Below are 16,599 nucleotides of genomic sequence, written 5' to 3'. Positions count from 1 at the left end.
ATTACTTCTTAGATGCTTCGATAAGTTCGATGAAATGATCGAACAGTGGTGCGCAGTCATGTGGACCAGGGCTTGCTTCTGGGTGACCTTGGAAACTGAACGCAGGTTTATCTGTACGGTGAATCCCTTGTAGGGTTTGGTCGAACAATGATTTGTGCGTAGCTTTCAAGTTTGCAGGTAATGTTTCTGCATCCACTGCGAAGCCATGGTTTTGCGAAGTAATCATCACAATACCAGTTTCCATGTTTTGAACAGGGTGGTTGGCACCGTGGTGGCCGTGAGGCATTTTCACAGTTTTTGCACCTGAAGCAAGTGCAAGAATTTGGTGACCCAAGCAAATACCAAATACTGGTACATTGCGAGCATCTTCTACAATTGTTTTTACAGCTTCAATTGCGTAGTCACATGCAGCTGGATCGCCGGGGCCGTTCGATAAGAACACGCCATCTGGATTCAATGCAAGTACGTCAGCAGCAGGAGTTTGCGCAGGCACGACAGTCAATTTACAACCGCGGTCTGCGAGCATACGTAAGATGTTGGTTTTGACACCGTAATCGTATGCAACAACATGGAATTTAGCTTCAGGCTGAGCGAAACCTTTACCAAGCGCCCAAGAGCCTTCAGTCCACTCGAAACCGGTCGGATCACAGCATTCTTTTGCAAGGTCTAAACCATTAAGACCACCAAAAGCACGTGCTTTAGCTAACGCTTCTTCTTCAGTCGCGTTTTCACCAGCAAGGATACAACCGTTTTGCGCACCTTTTGATCGCAGAATACGCGTTAATTTACGAGTATCAATATCTGCGATAGCAACAACATTGTGTTGTTTAAGGTAATCACTTAGTGATTGCTCAGCACGGAAGTTGCTATGCAATAAAGGTAGGTCACGAATGATCAATCCGTTGGCCCATACTTTATGAATTCGACCTGACTCAGCGTCTTCATCATTACAACCTGTGTTACCGATATGTGGGTAAGTTAGGGTCACAAGTTGTTGTGCATAACTTGGGTCAGTCAAAATTTCTTGATAGCCAGTCATGGCAGTGTTGAAAACGACTTCACCAGTCGTACTACCCGATGCGCCAATTGAAGTACCTTTAAAAATAGTACCATCGGCAAGGGCTAAAATTGCTGGGGTGCTCAAACCAAAGCTCCTGAAATTTAGGCTGTAAAAAAGCGAGAAGACGAAAAAAAAGGAAGGCTGCTTAAAAACCTACCCTCCTTACATCTGCTCGCTTGAACTTAACACGGCATTATACGCAGAAAGCCACAGAAAGTCCATTGCAAATATCAGGAATAAAGCAGATAAAGCGCTTGCATTTTAGAATAAAGTTTGGTTTTGCAAAATCGTAGAAAAATGTAAGCAATTAATTATTGTCAGACAAATCATAAATTAAAATTTATCAATAAGCGCTATTGTGGTTCGGTCAGCAAAAACTATAGGTACAAAGTCATGGCAACACAACAAAAACAAACAGCGGCTAAATCCTCCCTGAAAGAAGTCGTTATCGAAGGTGCTGAAAAGCTTGAACAAGTTGCAAAAGAAGCGAGTGTCCAAGCCACAGAAGCGGTCACTGAAAGCAAAGAAAAGATCGGAGCAGAGGCAAAGCAGTTGAATGCCAGTGTGCAAGATCAATTGCGTCAGTTGAAGCAAGATGTGTTGAATAAACTTGATCAGCTAAAAGTTCAGTTTGGTTCATCGCAAAAAGATTTTAGTGAACTCAAAGAATTTGTGAAAACTGAGTTTAATACGGTTATTGATGATCTTTCAAAACTTGGAAAAGAGCTGAAAGAAGATGTGACCCAAATTTCAGGAAAGCACAAAGATCATTTAACAGAAACATTTAAGCGTTCTAAGGAACATACTTTGGAAGCGTGGAAAAAAGTTTCACCAGTGAAAACTGATGTTACGGATCAAACCACAGATCTTAAAAGTTAATTGTGAATGACATGAATTTTAAAACGCTTAAGCTAAGTCTAGTCATTCCAGGGAGCTGGATTGGGTGAGAGCGAATTAAACTTCAAGTTAACGCTATATATGCATAAAGGAGTCATTAATGGCTCCCTTATTGTGAATGGTACATTTAAGTCCAAAGCACTTATTTAAAAATAAGCAGGCAATAAAAAAGCAAAAGATCGTACTTTTGCTTTTTATCGAAGATCAAAACATTAAAAAGTTTAGAACTGATGTAGCCAATCACGTTTGTTGTGAAAGTCAGCATTTGGACTACTATGCTGCATGGCATAGTACTGTTCACCTTGAGGGGTTTTCAGTACTGCAGTTAGACCAATATAGAGATCTTCCCATTTAAGTTTGTACTTCAGCATAAATTCTGTCAGATCAAGACTGACATTTAAGCCATAGTGCGTCCGTTTCAACTGATTCAGTTCAATATCGTAAGCAGCTTGTGGCGGCATATCTTCTGGATAGCGATATTCTTCAAACTGGTAAGCCTGCCAAGCTTGTGAAGGGGAGAGGTTGATTTCACGATAAAAGTCTTCATTGCGTACACCAATAAAAACTTCTAAGCAGGTCTGTTCCCACAAAAAATCGATTCGTGGGTGAGATGATACCAATTCTGGCCATTGAATCAGTTGGTTTGGGTCTCGAATCCAATAACCCACATTTAAAGTATATGGGCTTTGTTGTTCGATAGCACCAACGACTGATACAGCCTGAAAGCGACGATCAAAAGCGCTGAGTTCGAAACTTGCCATAAATGCTTAGTTAGACAGGTGTGCGTAGCGAACAAGGTTAGACAGTTTTGCATTTTGTTTTGCCGCTTTGCGGTAAATCAAAGCAATCTTACCAATCGTTTGAACAACTTCAGAACCTGAAACAGTCGCAATTTCAGTAATCATTGCAGCACGAGCTTCACGGTCTTCTGCCACAACTTTCACTTTAATTAACTCATGGTCGTTTAACGCACGGTTTAATTCTTCAACAACGCTTTCTGATAAGCCTTTGTCCGCAACCATTACAACTGGGTTTAGGGTGTGACCAATTTGACGTAAGCGTTTACGTTCTTGAATAGATAAAGCCGCCATAAATATAACCTAATTTTAAAAACGACCTAGTATAGCAAAATCAAAGTTGAAGCGCTGTATTTAATCGGCATTTTCTCGATGAAGATTATTGAAAAAAACATGATTTAAGATGCTTTTTAGATACACATGTCTACTGCAAAAGTGCTGAATTTCACGTACAATCAAGACTGAGAAGTTTTTTTTATTTAGAGAGTTATGGCTACCCGCATTACTAACCAGAAATTATCCAAAAGTAGTCGTGACTGGATGCGTGAGCATCTTGATGACCCCTTTGTGAAAAAAGCACAAAAGGAAGGATATCGTGCGCGTGCCGCTTATAAATTGCTTGAAATTCAAGAAAAATACAAATTGATCAAGCCAGGCATGACCGTTGTCGACTTAGGTGCTGCACCAGGTAGTTGGTCGCAAATTGCCGGTAAACTTGTTGGCGACAAAGGTTTGGTTATTGCTTCAGATATTTTACCAATGGATGCTTTACCCGATGTGACCTTCTTGCAAGGTGACTTTCGTGAACAAGAAGTGTTCGATGAATTGTTAAAAATTTTAGATGGACGTACTGTAGACGTTGTAATTTCAGATATGGCCCCCAATACATCAGGTAATAAGGCTGTAGATCAACCGCGTCAGATCTATCTTTGTGAATTAGCAATCGACTTTGCTCAAAAGGTTCTTGGACCAAATGGACAGTTTGTTGTTAAAGTGTTCCAAGGTATTGGATTTGATGAATACCGTAAGCAAGTTGTAGACACATTTGATGTGCTGAAAACAGCAAAACCGGCGGCTTCACGTGCTCGATCTAAAGAAGTGTTTTTAATCGGGCAGGGACGTAAGAAAGCTTTCAAGTAAAGTTTACTTGCCAACTCGTTAAAAATTGTGCATTTTGTACGTTTTTAAATTATTGCGAAGCTACTCTGCAGCGTAAGTATTAGAGTCACCCATGTAAATGGGATTGAACGAATTAGATAGAAATGGGAATAAAGCTTTGAGCGATCTTTTTAAGAATGCCGTGTTGTGGCTGGTTATCCTAGGCGTGCTGGTTTTAATCTTCAGCAACGTCAGTGACCGCAATCAACCGACCGCGATGAACTATTCTGAGTTCGTGGCAGCCGTAAATGCGGGTCAGATTAAACAAGTCACCATTGATGGCGAAAGAATTCGTGGCGAAAAATCAAACGGTTCAGAGTTTGAAAGTATCCGTCCTGCGGTTCAAGATCCTGAACTTATGCCGAACCTGATCAAGAACAATGTTGTTGTTGAAGGTACAGCGCCACAGCGTCAAAGTATTTTGATGCAACTTCTGATTGCAAGTTTCCCTGTTCTTTTAATCATTCTGTTATTCATGTTCTTTATGCGCAACATGGGTGGTGGAGCTGGTGGTAAGAATGGCCCAATGAGTTTTGGTAAGTCAAAAGCAAAAATGCTGTCTGAAGACCAAATCAAAGTGACATTTACTGATGTAGCGGGCTGTGATGAAGCTAAACAAGAAGTTGTTGAAATCGTTGACTTCCTAAAAGATCCATCTAAGTTCAAACGACTTGGTGCAAGCATTCCGAAAGGCGTGCTTATGGTTGGTCCTCCGGGTACGGGTAAAACTTTACTTGCTAAAGCGATTGCGGGTGAAGCGAAAGTACCGTTCTTTAGTATTTCGGGTTCTGACTTTGTTGAAATGTTCGTGGGTGTGGGTGCGTCTCGTGTCCGTGACATGTTTGAACAAGCAAAGCGTCATGCGCCATGTATCATTTTCATCGATGAGATCGATGCCGTTGGTCGTCACCGTGGTTCAGGTACAGGTGGTGGTAATGATGAGCGTGAGCAAACATTAAACCAAATGTTGGTTGAAATGGATGGCTTTGAAGGCAACGAAGGTATTATCGTTATTGCTGCAACAAACCGTGCTGACGTATTGGATAAAGCTTTACTTCGTCCGGGTCGTTTTGACCGTCAAGTGATGGTATCTCTACCGGATATTAAAGGTCGTGAGCAAATCCTGAATGTACATTTGAAAAAATTACCTTCTGTGACTGGTGTAGATGTTAAAGTCTTGGCACGTGGTACACCTGGCTTCTCAGGTGCTCAGTTAGCTAACCTTGTAAACGAAGCAGCACTGTTTGCTGCACGTCGTAACAAGAACACGGTCGATATGCATGACTTTGAAGATGCAAAAGATAAGCTTTACATGGGTCCTGAACGTAAATCGATGGTGATTCGTGAAGAAGAACGTCGTGCGACGGCTTATCATGAAGCAGGTCATGCAATTGTTGCTGAAATATTGCCGGGTACAGACCCTGTGCATAAAGTGACAATCATGCCGCGTGGTTGGGCACTGGGTGTGACTTGGCAGTTGCCTGAACATGACCAAACCAGCCATTACAAAGACAAAATGTTGAATGAACTTTCAATTTTGTTTGGTGGTCGTATTGCAGAAGAAGTCTTCATTAACCAAATGTCGACTGGTGCTTCAAATGACTTTGAACGTGCAACGAAAATGGCACGAGCAATGGTTACTAAATACGGTATGTCCGATAAAATGGGCGTCATGGTTTACGAAGATGATTCACAGCAGTCATTCATGGGTGGTTTAGGAAGTCGTGTGATTTCTGAAGCAACGCAGCTTGAAGTTGACCGTGAAGTTCGCCGTATTTTAGATGAACAATATAAAGTTGCTCGCGATATTCTTGAAAATAACAAAGATATCGCACATGCCATGGTGAAAGCATTGCTTGAATGGGAAACCATTGATCGTGATCAAATCCGTGACATTATGGAAGGACGTGAACCTCAACCACCAAAAGTGTACATTGCTGAGAATCCAGTGATTGATGTCACACCAACGGATGGTCCAGATGTTCCACCACCATTACCGTCATTGCCAAAAGCATAAAAATTTAAAACCACCTTCGGGTGGTTTTTTTATATGAAAATAAATGCATGTGAACGAAATGCTGAGCAAACTTAGCGTTAAAATAAGCACAGCAAAATCTGGGATGTGTACTATGAAGTTGGTGTCTTTGCCTAATAAAATTTTAAACTGTGGTAATTTGCAATTAGATTTGTCAGAGCCACATGTGATGGGGATTTTAAATGTCACACCGGACTCTTTCAGTGATGGTGGCAAACACAATGGTAAAGACCAAGCTATAGCACATGCCTTACAAATGATAGTGGATGGCGCGACAGTGATTGATGTCGGTGGTGAGTCAACACGTCCGGGTGCATCTGTTGTTGAGGTTGAAGAAGAAATTCGACGGGTCGTACCCGTCGTTGAAGCCTTAACTAAACACAATGTAGTGATTTCTATCGATACCTCACAGCCTGAGGTGATTGAGGCAGCGGTTCAGGCAGGTGCGCATATCTGGAATGATGTACGTGCATTAACTCGGCCGAATGCCTTAGAAACCGCTGCAAAACTGGACATTCCAGTGATCATTATGCATATGCGCGGCGAACCCACCACGATGAATAATCTAGATCAGTATCAAGATGTCGTGGCTGACGTCATCGATGAATTAAAGCAACGTGTGCAAGATGCATTAGACGCCGGTGTGCGTGCAGAAAACATTATGATTGATCCAGGTTTTGGTTTTGCTAAAAATGCACAGCAAAACTTAAAGCTTTTACAGCAATTCTATCAATTGAATGACATGGGCTATCCGATCCTGTCGGCATTATCTCGTAAGCGTTTTATCGGTGAGGCACTTGGTGGTGCAGATGCACAAAATCGCGCTGTAGGCTCGGTTGCAGCGCATCTACTCAGCATTCAACAAGGTGCATGTATGGTTCGCGCACATGATGTCAAAGCAACGGTAGATGCGATACGTGTTTGGCAAGCCATGCGGAATGCAGTCTGATTTGAAAATACTGAATCCCAATAAATTTGGTGAATTGTAGTATTTGTGTTATATAAGCGCCCTGAATATTTTGTGATAGAGTTTCGTATGTTTGCAGATTTACTGCTACCCATGTTTGATGATGAATATTACCCAGATGTGTTGGTTGCAGAGGTGAAGTTATTGGTTGTTCAATTTGCGAAGAAAATTGCAAAAGCAGATTTAAGTTCAACTGATATCTACCATTTTGCCAATGAAACGGTTGCACAGCTCAATAAGATGAAACCTCAATTTGAAGATTTAGATTCGTCTTTGGATGATACGGCTGCAGATTATATTGCAGAAGCCATGATGATGGTGCTGCAAGATGAAGGCCATATGGATATTGAAATGGAAGAGTTGGTTGCTAACCGAGAATGGTAATTGAACTTTAAAAAAAGCCCTGTAGTGACAGGGCTTTTTTGTATCTAGGGATTTAAAAATTATTCAGCTTTGTCTAAAAAATCTTTAAACGATGATTTGATCGATGCTGATAGTTTTTGTTCTTCTTGCATGGCTTGTAGGTGAAGGGTGTAGAAATACGTTTGATGTTCTTTTTGTTTTAAGGATTGTTGGTAAGACCAAAATGCCAGTTGGCGAAGCTTTTGTAGTTTTACTCGTTCAATGGCGCTGCTTTCAGGTTTATAAAATAATTCAGTAAATACACATAAAAAGAGACTAAAAAAAAGTCCACAGAGACTGATGAGGTTTAATACATCTATTTGTAGATACTTAAAGTTTATAGCAAGGATAAATGTGAATCCTCCAAGGAAATACAGTTGTATTTGCAGACGGTGAACGGCGGACTTGCTGCTAAAACGTGCTTGATAATGTGCATACCAGACATAGCAATAGATCCATGGAAGAATAATCAATAAACCAAGATTAAACGCCATTTTGGGGTCGTGTATTGAAAGTGCCGTTGAAAGCATATGACCAAGTACAGCGCTGCTAAGGGGGATAGAAAGTATCAGGCAAAAGCTAAATATTAAAACAGGTGCAGTGGGTGTGAGATTGATAATTTTAAAATGTGCAAACAGCAGCCGTTGATAAAAGGCATCGGGATGCTTGAGTTGTAGTGCGGGGAGATTAAAATCTGAAGGTGTCGGCATCAAATAATAATAGATTTCTAAATTTTAGGCATAAAAAAACCAGCAAATTGCTGGATCTTTTATTGCACCAATCTTAGAAGTATAAGAATGGTGCCCGAGGCCAGACTCGAACTGGCACGCTTTGTGGGCGGGGGATTTTAAATCCCCTGTGTCTACCGATTTCACCACTCGGGCATGTGCGCAATAATAGAGGACGAAATGGAGCTTGGCAAGTGTATTTGATGGTGTTTGTTTTAAAATCAATCAATTCATGCATATAAGTTGAAAATATTCAAAAATAGCGATGTATTGAATGACTTTTTGAGCAGTGATTTAAAGTTTTTTGCACTATATCAATGCCAGCTTATTTCATTAACTCATCAAGATAATGTTCAACATTTTGGTGCTTTAGCTTTTTACATAGCTGATTTTCCTGATGCAGCATTTGTATGTGCAAATTTTGGAACAGGGTAAAGCGCTCAGATAACTGTTTATGATTTGCCTGATTCGGATTACTGAGCGACAAACGTAATTTTGCTTTAAGCATTTGTTTATACGACCAATATGCAATACGACGTGTCTCTTGCAGAAAATAGTATTCTTGCGTGTTACTTCCACCTTTGAAAAGATTTTCTTTATAAAAACGCACAAAGCCGAAACTCATGGCGAAAAAGAACAATACAGATTGAACAAAGGTGCTTTGTAAAAAGGCGATATTGAGTAATTGTAATAAAATCACGATCGCAAGTCTGAACGGCGTATTTTTCAAACTTTGATACAGGGACATTGAACTGTGCTTGATTTGCTTGATGACTAAGGGCACAACCAGCATGAAAAACAGCATAATACTTAGTACAGCAATACCATGAGCGCGAAACTCACTCATTTCTGGAAAATACAGTTGCACTGCATGTCCAATACTCATGCTCAAAGAAATAAAAATCATCGCCGCCAAAACCCAAGGAATAAGCTCTTTAAGTTCGTCTAAAATGCCTTGAGTTTTCAGTTGGCTATAAAATAAATAATTATGTTTAAAGGCTGCTGGATATTGCTGTTTCAGTTGTTGAAGGTAAAGCGCAGCCTGTTTCTTTTGAGCCATATTGTGACGTTAGTATTAAAGCGTGAAAGTAATATAGTTGATTTCGATATTTTTGACAGAATTTTTTTCTAAATCATGTTGTATATCTGAACATTATAAGAGAAATCACAATTTCTATAGTGAAGGTCGCAGTTTTCATCCTTCTTTTATGCGAAAATACATACTTATTGAATATTAAGTTTTTATAGGCAGTTTATGACTGATCATTCTCCTGAAACATTAAGCGATATCGAAATTCTAGACATTCTTCAGTCGATGAAATCAGATGTTTTAAATACTGAAGCAAATGAAGTGATTCGTAGTGGGGGAAAAGCTGGTCGTCAAGAAGCACACAAACAAGCTTTGGTAAAATTAAATCAAGCATTTGAAGATAAATTTGTTGAAGCTGTGACTTTAGCTTTAGGCTTAAATGAAGGCCAAAGTAAAAAAATCCGCTACAAAAAAGACCGTATCCGTATTTTGAAAGTTCGTGGTATCGATTATTTAGCGATTGATGGTGCTGAAACTGCACAAGTATTGTCGCAAGTTGCACAAGCGATTGTACGTGAAGACGCAACGGTGACTCATGACCTCCATAACATTTTTCCATTTTGGAAAGAAGGCTGGCCAATGGTGCAATTCGACAATGTTTATAAAATTTTAGAAGATGATATTCGCATTCATTATGAAGCAGTTCTAGAAGCATTAATTTCAAAGCATTAATTACTACAAATGAACCTGTGAGTGTAAAGCACTGGCTAGTTCTATTGTTAAGCATAAAAAAGCACCTGATGGTGCTTTTTTATCTTTAAAATTTTAAGTTAAGCTCGAATAAAACGGAAACATCCCAAAGATCAGGCCTGCTGCTAACATGACAAAACACGTGATTACAGCCCAGATAATGGTAAATTTCTGATGTTGTCCAAACTCGATACCCGCAAGTCCACAGAGTAAATAGGTCGAAGGGACAAGTGGAGAGAGTAGGTGTACAGGTTGCCCTACGATGGAGGCACGTGCCATTTCTACAGGTGCAATTCCATAATGAGCGGCAGCATCGGAAAGAATCGGCAAAACCCCAAAATAGAAAGCATCATTTGACATAAAGAAAGTCATCGGCATACTAATGACAGCAGTAATAGGTGCTAAATAGGGGCCCATACTTTCTGGGATAATTGCCACTAGTTCTTTAGACATGGCTTCTACCATGCCTGTTCCAGCTAAAATACCGGTAAAAACACCTGCAGCAAAAAATAATACCGACCACATTTAAAGCACTACCTGCATGATGTGCGATTAATTTTTTCTGCAAGTCGACATTTTTGTAGTTGACGACTAGCGCAATACACAAAGCCACCATGAATAAAATAGGCATAGGTAAAATACTAAAAACCAGACAAATCATCAGAACGACGGTTAACAGTGCATTGAATCAACGTAGATCTGCGCGGTTGGCTTCTGGATTATCTGAAATTTGAATGTTTTCACCATGGCTGATATCCAATTGGACAATTCCTAGACGCTTTCTTTCCATGCGACCATACATCGTTCCTAAGAAGTACAACCAGCCGATGGCAAATAACATCGGTAAAACCATCGGAACAAAAACATCACTTGGGTCGACATGAAGCGCGCTGGCGGCGCGGGCTGTAGGCCCACCCCATGGCGTAAGGTTCATAATGCCGCTAGAGAGCATAATCAAACATGCCATAATCAATGGGCTCATACCTAGGCGCTTATAGAGTGGCAGCATGGCAGCAACACAGATCATATAGGTTGTAGAACCATCTCCATCCAAAGAGACAATTAACGTCAGGGTAATGGTTCCAAGGACAACTTTTAACGGATCACCTTTGACCATTTTTAAAATAAATTTCACCGAAGGATCGAACAATCCTGTATCGATCATAATGGCAAAATACAGAATCGCAAAAAGCAGCATGATGCCAGTCGGTGCAAGTTTTTTTACACCTTCTATCATCATTTCGCCAATTTCATTTATTTGTATGTGTGACAAGCTGTCAAAATAAAAACCAAGTAACCACGCAATCAAGGCAAAAAGTAGGGGAATTAAAGTCAGTGCGACAAGTGGGCTTAAGCGTTTCGACATGATCAAATACATAAAGCACAAGATCATGCCCAAACCGAGTACGGTTAACATGGTTCATTCCTTTGAAATATAAAGCTGTTTTTAAATCCAAGGGCAGAGCATAAAGAGAAAATTCATCAGTCAAAACAAAGGTGAGAAAATGTGAAATACATCACTATTTTAGTGGGAAATAGTCATTAATAATGAAGGTATTAGGGAAGGGCGGTTTTTCGATTTATTTTAATTTGTATTCAAAAAAGTGGTCTGTTTACATTTATTCAACATCAGTAGAGAACTGTAAGTGCTGTGCAGATCCAGTTTGATCACAACAAGTACGCTTATGCAAAAATAGACAGTAGGGTCCGAATCGGCCAACTAAATAATCGGAACCAAAAAATTAAGGGATTATAAAAAAACAGACCAAAACGCATGGTTTCGTCATAGCGTTGTCGACCGCGTTCATAGGGATAAGGCGTTAAAAACCAAGCAGTGACGATCAGCGCAACACCGAGCAATAGAAATAAAGGTTGTGGATGAGCTTTAAAAAAATAATAGATCAGATAAGCCCCAGTATAAAAACTAAAGCAAGTCAAAATCGCTTTAAGTGAAAAAGACATCTTCGTATTCCATCGTATTTATATTTTATTGTTTTAGAAAAAAAAGAATCGAATTAATCCGATTCTTCTGGTGTATCTAGTTCAGTTTCAGCCTGTTGTAAGCGGGTCACTAATAATTGGTCAATTTTAAAGTGGTCTACATCCACAACTTCAAATTTGTAGCCATGATAGGTGACAAAGTCCGCTGGACGTGGAATTTTACGCAGTTTAAACATCATAAAGCCCGCAAGGGTTTCATAGTTTTCTTCATCGGGCATTTCATCTAAAGCGAGGGCATGCTTTAAATCTTCGATTGGTGTACTGCCATCGATAAGCCAAGAATCCGCATCACGTTTAATAATTTGTTGTTCTGCTTCAATCGGTGTTACCCAGTCGCCCATCACGGTAATCATAATGTCGGAGAGGGTAATAACGCCGACAACCAACGCGTATTCGTTAATTACTACGGCAAATTTTTCTTTGGTTGAACGAAAGCGATCGAGTAATTCAGACAGTGTTAATGTATCTGGAATCGTGAGGACATTACGAATAGTATTTTCATTGAGCTGTAGAAGTGACTGATTGTTCAAGATACGAACCAAAATATCTTTGGCATCTACATAACCAATCACGTCATCAATATTTTCACTACAGACCAAAAACTTCGAATACGGAAATTCTGCGAGTTTTTGACGAATACTGGCTTCTGATTCTTTTAGGGTAAAGTACACCACATTTTCACGTGTAGTCATACTTGAAGGGACATTACGTTCTTCCAGTTCAAATACGTTTTCAATAAAGTGGTGTTCTTGCTTTTGTAGTACACCAGCTTGAGCACCGGCATCCATCACGGCTGAAATATCGTCAAAGGTAATATTGTCATCACGTGTTGTATTCACTTTGAATAAACGAAACAACAAATTGGCAATGGCATTAATCACCCATGCCATTGGTTTACACACTTTAATGAAGATTTGAATCGGGTCTACAACAGCAACGGCGATTTTTTCAGGTGCGATCATCGCCAAACGTTTTGGCATTAAATCAGCAAATAGAATGAATAAGGAGGTGACTAAAGTAAACGACAGGGTGAAACCAATGGTTTCAGTCCACGGGCCCTGATAAAAACGGGTCACTAAGGTAATGAAATAGGGGCGAAATGCACCTTCACCCAAAATACCACCAAGAATTGCCACAGCATTTAAGCCAATTTGTGATGCGGCGAAAAAGTCTGCTGAGTTGGCTTGTAAGTCAAGCACACGTTGTGCACGTGAATCTCCAGATTCAGCCAAAATTTTAAGTTTTACTTTTCGTGCACCCGCGAGGGCAATTTCTGTTAAGGAAAGAAAACCTGCACCGACGATCAGGAGAATAATAATGACAATATTTTGGAAAAGGCTCACGAATACACCTGTTTGTGATTCATTCTATTTTTCTGTATTTCTAACACAAAAATGGGCAAGGTAGTAGTCTTAACTACTACCTATATGGTGACAGTATACGTTTGAATTAATAAGGAATTAAAGAATTAATTACTGATACTGTGAAAACTGAGAGTTATTCATTAAGTATTCGCGGTTTTCTTCTTCAATCATTTGACGTGCAACATACAAAATAAGTTGACGTAACCAGCGATGAGCAGGGTGATGATGAAGTAACGGACACCACGCCATTTTTAATTCAAATTCAGGAATATAGAATGGAGGATCACGAAGTAATAGGTTTTGACTTTTAGCTTGAAGGCGAGCAATACGGCTTGGCAGAGTCGCAACTAAGTCAACATTCGATGCCAATAAGCCTGGCATTTGATAATGACGGGTGAAAACTGAAATTTTACGTTTTTGGCCAATACGTTCTAAGGCTTGATCAATCCAACCAAGACCCGCTTGTTTTTCAGGATTGACACCAAATCCAACACCCATACCTGTTTTAGACACCCAAATGTGTTGTGCATCTAGATAGCTCTTCAGGTTTAAATTATTTGCAGCAGGGTGCTTGGCATTTAAAAGGCATGAAAAACTGTCACGCCAGACCAATACTTGGTGGAAACTTTGCGGAATTTCATTAAAGCGGTTAATCGCCAAGTCGACTTTACCTTGTTCCATATCTCGATAAGACACATCACTTGGTGTTAAAAAGTCTAGAACCACATTGGGTGCTTCGGAGCGCAAAGCTTTTACTAGGCGCGGTACCAGTGTTGCTTCAGCATAATCTGAAGTCATGATGCGGAAGACACGATTTGAAGTGTAAGGTCGGAACTCGGTACGGGGTTCCAAAATCATCGAAAGGTCAGAAAGTGCATCACGGATACGTGGCTGTAATTCAAGTGCACGTTCTGTAGGTGTCATACCTTCTGAAGAACGAATAAGAAGTGGATCATTAAATAAGTTGCGTAAACGACGTAAAATATTACTCATCGCAGGCTGAGTTACACCCAGTTGCTCGGCAGCACGAGTCACGTTTTTTTCACGAAGAAGTACATCAAGATAAATTAATAGATTGAGATCGACCCGCTCCAGATTCATAAAATAAATACCGACAATAAAATCATGAAATTTATCTGATTATGCCATAACTACTAAGGCTTGTGTAAAAAATGGATGAAAAAATGACGTGTACTTTTGTACTAAAATTCGGCAGTTTTAAGACAAATTTGCTGAAGTGCCAGCACATATTTCTTAAATACTTATTATCTGTTTAGACCGATATTTTTAAGTGAGTGAAATAAAAATACGGAGCAATTTTGTTTATGCGATGTGATGTTCATAAAACAAAAAAATTAGATGAAATATCTCATTTACATGATCATTTGAAGACAGAATAACCAAGTATTTAGCTTGGTGAATTTGGGCAAAAATGGCGTAAAAAATGCTGTTTTTTTTAAAAGTGAATGCTCAGTCGACTTAAGTCTAATGAAGAATAATTCATCAAAATGTTTGAAAAATAGACAAAAAAATTAGCAAAATATTTTAATAAAAGTATTTAAATACAAATACTTATAAATGTTGGTTAATTATTATAATACGACTTTAATCTACATATTTTTTAAATAAATACTGAAAATTAATGCAGAATATTGGATTAATTTTTTTAGTCAATCTACTCTGTGTCTATCGCAACGAAGTGTTCTAAATCTGAACAATCATTCGAGGGTATGATTTTAGCCTTACGTTGCAGAAAAATCCTAATATTATTACAGGAACATATCATGTCTACATACTTAACAGCGATTGATGCAATCCGTGAATTAAAAGCAAAATTCGGAAGCACTTGGCGCGATATTAGCCCAGAAGATGCTGCACGTATGCAAATGCAAAACCGTTTCAAAACTGGTTTAGACATTGCGAAATATACAGCTGCTATTATGCGTCGTGATATGGCTGCTTATGATGCTGATTCTAGCAAATACACTCAATCATTAGGTTGCTGGCACGGTTTCATCGCACAACAAAAAATGATTGCGAACAAAAAATACTTCGGTACAACTGAACGTCGCTATATCTACCTTTCAGGTTGGATGGTTGCAGCTCTTCGTTCAGAATTCGGTCCACTTCCTGACCAATCTATGCACGAAAAAACTTCAGTACCTGCATTGATCGAAGAAATCTACACTTTCCTACGTCAAGCTGACGCGAAAGAATTAAACGACTTGTTCCGTGCGCTTAAAAAAGCAAACGAAGCTGGTGATACTGCTAAAGCTGCTGAAATCACTGCTCAAATCGACGGTTTCCAAACTCACGTTGTGCCAATTATTGCTGACATCGACGCTGGTTTCGGTAACGAAGAAGCGACTTACTTACTAGCTAAGAAAATGATCGAAGCGGGTGCTTGTGCACTTCAAATCGAAAACCAAGTATCTGACGCTAAACAATGTGGTCACCAAGCTGGTAAAGTTACAGTTCCACACGAAGACTTCATCGCGAAAATCCACGCTCTTCGCTATGCATTCTTAGAAATGGGTCTTGATGACGGTATCATCGTTGCTCGTACTGACTCTGAAGGCGCTGACTTGACTCAAAAAATCCCAGTGGTTAAAGAGCCAGGCGACATCGCTTCTCAATACATCAGCTACTTAGACACAACTGAAATTGACATTTCAGAAGCTCAAGAAGACGAAATCCTAATCAAGCGTAACGGTAAACTTCACCGTCCAAAACGTCTTGCTTCTGGCTTGTACCAGTTCCGTCCAGACACGCAAATTGACCGCGTTGTACTTGACTGTGTATCTAGCCTTCAAAATGGTGCTGACCTTCTTTGGATCGAAACTGCGACTCCAAACGTTGAAGAAATCGCTCACATGGTTAACCGTGTTAAAGAAACAGTTCCAAATGCGAAACTTGTTTATAACAACTCGCCTTCATTCAACTGGACTTTAAACTTCCGTCAACAAGCTTACGACCGTTGGGTTGCTGAAGGTAAAGACGTTTCTGCTTACGACCGTGCTAAACTAATGAGCGCTGAATACGATAACTCTGAATTAGCTGCTGAAGCTGACGAAAAAGTTCGTACGTTCCAAGCTGATGCTTCTCGTGAAGCGGGCGTGTTCCATCACTTGATCACACTTCCGACTTACCATACAGCTGCTCTTTCTACTCACGAGCTTGCTCAAGGTTACTTCGGCGACCAAGGTATGCTTGCTTATGTAGCTGGCGTTCAACGTAAAGAAATCCGCGGTACGATTTCTTGTGTTAAACACCAAGCAATGGCTGGTTCTGACATCGGTGACGACCACAAAGAAATCTTCGCTGGTGACAACGCGCTTAAAGCGGGTGACGATGCGAAAAACACAATGAACCAATTCGCTGCTCACTAAGCATTGAACTGATTCGAAAAA

15 protein-coding genes, 1 tRNA gene and 1 pseudogene are annotated in these 16,599 nt (G+C 39.9%); 7 read left to right on the top strand and 10 right to left on the bottom strand.

Translation table 11 applies throughout. The features are described 5' to 3' along the window. Position 1: 1 nt before the first annotated feature. Entirely contained in the window at positions 2 to 1,144 is a 1,143-nt protein-coding gene (carA, locus tag FTU79_RS01240) for a glutamine-hydrolyzing carbamoyl-phosphate synthase small subunit (protein ID WP_180048745.1), read from the bottom strand. 309 nt (positions 1,145 to 1,453) lie between these two features. Here carA and FTU79_RS01235 point away from each other — a divergent pair, with 309 nt between their 5' ends. After that, complete coding sequence (locus FTU79_RS01235; RefSeq protein WP_180048744.1) at positions 1,454 to 1,939, top strand: hypothetical protein; 486 nt, start codon at positions 1,454 to 1,456, stop codon at positions 1,937 to 1,939. 239 nt (positions 1,940 to 2,178) lie between these two features. Here the strand turns inward: FTU79_RS01235 and FTU79_RS01230 are convergent, their stop codons facing one another. Together FTU79_RS01230 and FTU79_RS01225 are read right to left on the bottom strand one after the other, a co-directional pair. Next, positions 2,179 to 2,718, bottom strand: a complete 540-nt coding sequence (locus tag FTU79_RS01230; protein ID WP_180048743.1) for a DOMON-like domain-containing protein — start codon at positions 2,716 to 2,718, stop codon at positions 2,179 to 2,181. A gap of 6 nt (positions 2,719 to 2,724) precedes the next feature. Next, a complete protein-coding gene (locus FTU79_RS01225; RefSeq protein ID WP_078191340.1) occupies positions 2,725 to 3,048 on the bottom strand; it encodes a YhbY family RNA-binding protein in 324 nt (107 codons plus the stop codon). 195 nt (positions 3,049 to 3,243) lie between these two features. Here FTU79_RS01225 and rlmE point away from each other — a divergent pair, with 195 nt between their 5' ends. From rlmE to FTU79_RS01205, 4 genes are all read left to right on the top strand, one after another. Continuing rightward, entirely contained in the window at positions 3,244 to 3,894 is a 651-nt protein-coding gene (gene rlmE / locus FTU79_RS01220) for a 23S rRNA (uridine(2552)-2'-O)-methyltransferase RlmE (protein WP_078191339.1), read from the top strand. A gap of 136 nt (positions 3,895 to 4,030) precedes the next feature. Further along, positions 4,031 to 5,929, top strand: a complete 1,899-nt coding sequence (ftsH, locus tag FTU79_RS01215; protein ID WP_078191443.1) for an ATP-dependent zinc metalloprotease FtsH — start codon at positions 4,031 to 4,033, stop codon at positions 5,927 to 5,929. Positions 5,930 to 6,041: 112 nt separating this feature from the next. After that, positions 6,042 to 6,896 carry a dihydropteroate synthase gene (gene folP / locus FTU79_RS01210; RefSeq protein ID WP_218945344.1) on the top strand — a complete coding sequence of 285 codons (855 nt, stop codon included), beginning with the start codon at positions 6,042 to 6,044 and terminating at the stop codon, positions 6,894 to 6,896. A gap of 87 nt (positions 6,897 to 6,983) precedes the next feature. After that, a complete protein-coding gene (locus tag FTU79_RS01205; protein WP_078191338.1) occupies positions 6,984 to 7,298 on the top strand; it encodes a DUF5713 family protein in 315 nt (104 codons plus the stop codon). Between the two features lie 59 nt (positions 7,299 to 7,357). On the opposite strand, the gene FTU79_RS01200 is transcribed toward FTU79_RS01205, so the two are convergent. The 3 genes from FTU79_RS01200 to FTU79_RS01190 form a co-directional block, all read right to left on the bottom strand. Next, a complete protein-coding gene (locus tag FTU79_RS01200; protein WP_218945343.1) occupies positions 7,358 to 7,810 on the bottom strand; it encodes a hypothetical protein in 453 nt (150 codons plus the stop codon). Between the two features lie 304 nt (positions 7,811 to 8,114). Further along, positions 8,115 to 8,200, bottom strand: a tRNA-Leu gene (locus FTU79_RS01195). A 169-nt stretch (positions 8,201 to 8,369) separates the two neighbouring features. Beyond that, entirely contained in the window at positions 8,370 to 9,104 is a 735-nt protein-coding gene (locus FTU79_RS01190; protein ID WP_180005427.1) for a hypothetical protein, read from the bottom strand. A gap of 195 nt (positions 9,105 to 9,299) precedes the next feature. Between FTU79_RS01190 and FTU79_RS01185 the strand changes: the two genes are divergently transcribed. Then, positions 9,300 to 9,806, top strand: a complete 507-nt coding sequence (locus FTU79_RS01185; RefSeq protein ID WP_078191335.1) for a hypothetical protein — start codon at positions 9,300 to 9,302, stop codon at positions 9,804 to 9,806. A 93-nt stretch (positions 9,807 to 9,899) separates the two neighbouring features. Here the strand turns inward: FTU79_RS01185 and FTU79_RS01180 are convergent. From FTU79_RS01180 to FTU79_RS01165, 4 genes and pseudogenes are all read right to left on the bottom strand, one after another. After that, positions 9,900 to 11,241: pseudogene (locus FTU79_RS01180) on the bottom strand (CitMHS family transporter). Positions 11,242 to 11,507: 266 nt separating this feature from the next. Further along, on the bottom strand, positions 11,508 to 11,786 hold the full coding sequence (locus FTU79_RS01175; RefSeq protein WP_180048741.1) for a hypothetical protein: 279 nt from the start codon (positions 11,784 to 11,786) through the stop codon (positions 11,508 to 11,510). Between the two features lie 53 nt (positions 11,787 to 11,839). Then, entirely contained in the window at positions 11,840 to 13,168 is a 1,329-nt protein-coding gene (locus tag FTU79_RS01170) for a hemolysin family protein (RefSeq protein ID WP_078191332.1), read from the bottom strand. 129 nt (positions 13,169 to 13,297) lie between these two features. Continuing rightward, entirely contained in the window at positions 13,298 to 14,290 is a 993-nt protein-coding gene (locus FTU79_RS01165; RefSeq protein ID WP_078191331.1) for a LysR family transcriptional regulator, read from the bottom strand. A gap of 683 nt (positions 14,291 to 14,973) precedes the next feature. On the opposite strand from FTU79_RS01165, the gene FTU79_RS01160 reads away from it, so the two are divergent. Beyond that, positions 14,974 to 16,578, top strand: coding sequence for an isocitrate lyase (locus FTU79_RS01160; protein ID WP_168378085.1), 1,605 nt, complete (start codon positions 14,974 to 14,976; stop codon positions 16,576 to 16,578). The last annotated feature ends 21 nt before the right edge of the window (positions 16,579 to 16,599 follow it).

Source organism: Acinetobacter sp. YH12144, from assembly GCF_013418345.1.
In the GTDB taxonomy this organism is placed as follows: Bacteria; Pseudomonadota; Gammaproteobacteria; order Pseudomonadales; family Moraxellaceae; genus Acinetobacter; species Acinetobacter amyesii.
The sequence above is the reverse complement of the archived record's forward strand: the minus strand, read 5'-3'. Positions and strand labels throughout refer to the sequence as shown.

Bases quoted from the DNA above. Each gene is read 5' to 3' on its own strand.
- FTU79_RS01235 (WP_180048744.1), top strand. From the start codon at position 1,454: ATGGCAACACAACAAAAACAAACAGCGGCTAAATCCTCCCTGAAAGAA.
- FTU79_RS01230 (WP_180048743.1), bottom strand. From the start codon at position 2,718: ATGGCAAGTTTCGAACTCAGCGCTTTTGATCGTCGCTTTCAGGCTGTA.
- FTU79_RS01225 (WP_078191340.1), bottom strand. From the start codon at position 3,048: ATGGCGGCTTTATCTATTCAAGAACGTAAACGCTTACGTCAAATTGGT.
- rlmE (WP_078191339.1), top strand. From the start codon at position 3,244: ATGGCTACCCGCATTACTAACCAGAAATTATCCAAAAGTAGTCGTGAC.
- folP (WP_218945344.1), top strand. From the start codon at position 6,042: ATGAAGTTGGTGTCTTTGCCTAATAAAATTTTAAACTGTGGTAATTTG.
- FTU79_RS01205 (WP_078191338.1), top strand. From the start codon at position 6,984: ATGTTTGCAGATTTACTGCTACCCATGTTTGATGATGAATATTACCCA.
- FTU79_RS01200 (WP_218945343.1), bottom strand. From the start codon at position 7,810: ATGGCGTTTAATCTTGGTTTATTGATTATTCTTCCATGGATCTATTGC.
- FTU79_RS01190 (WP_180005427.1), bottom strand. From the start codon at position 9,104: ATGGCTCAAAAGAAACAGGCTGCGCTTTACCTTCAACAACTGAAACAG.
- FTU79_RS01185 (WP_078191335.1), top strand. From the start codon at position 9,300: ATGACTGATCATTCTCCTGAAACATTAAGCGATATCGAAATTCTAGAC.
- FTU79_RS01175 (WP_180048741.1), bottom strand. From the start codon at position 11,786: ATGTCTTTTTCACTTAAAGCGATTTTGACTTGCTTTAGTTTTTATACT.
- FTU79_RS01165 (WP_078191331.1), bottom strand. From the start codon at position 14,290: ATGAATCTGGAGCGGGTCGATCTCAATCTATTAATTTATCTTGATGTA.
- FTU79_RS01160 (WP_168378085.1), top strand. From the start codon at position 14,974: ATGTCTACATACTTAACAGCGATTGATGCAATCCGTGAATTAAAAGCA.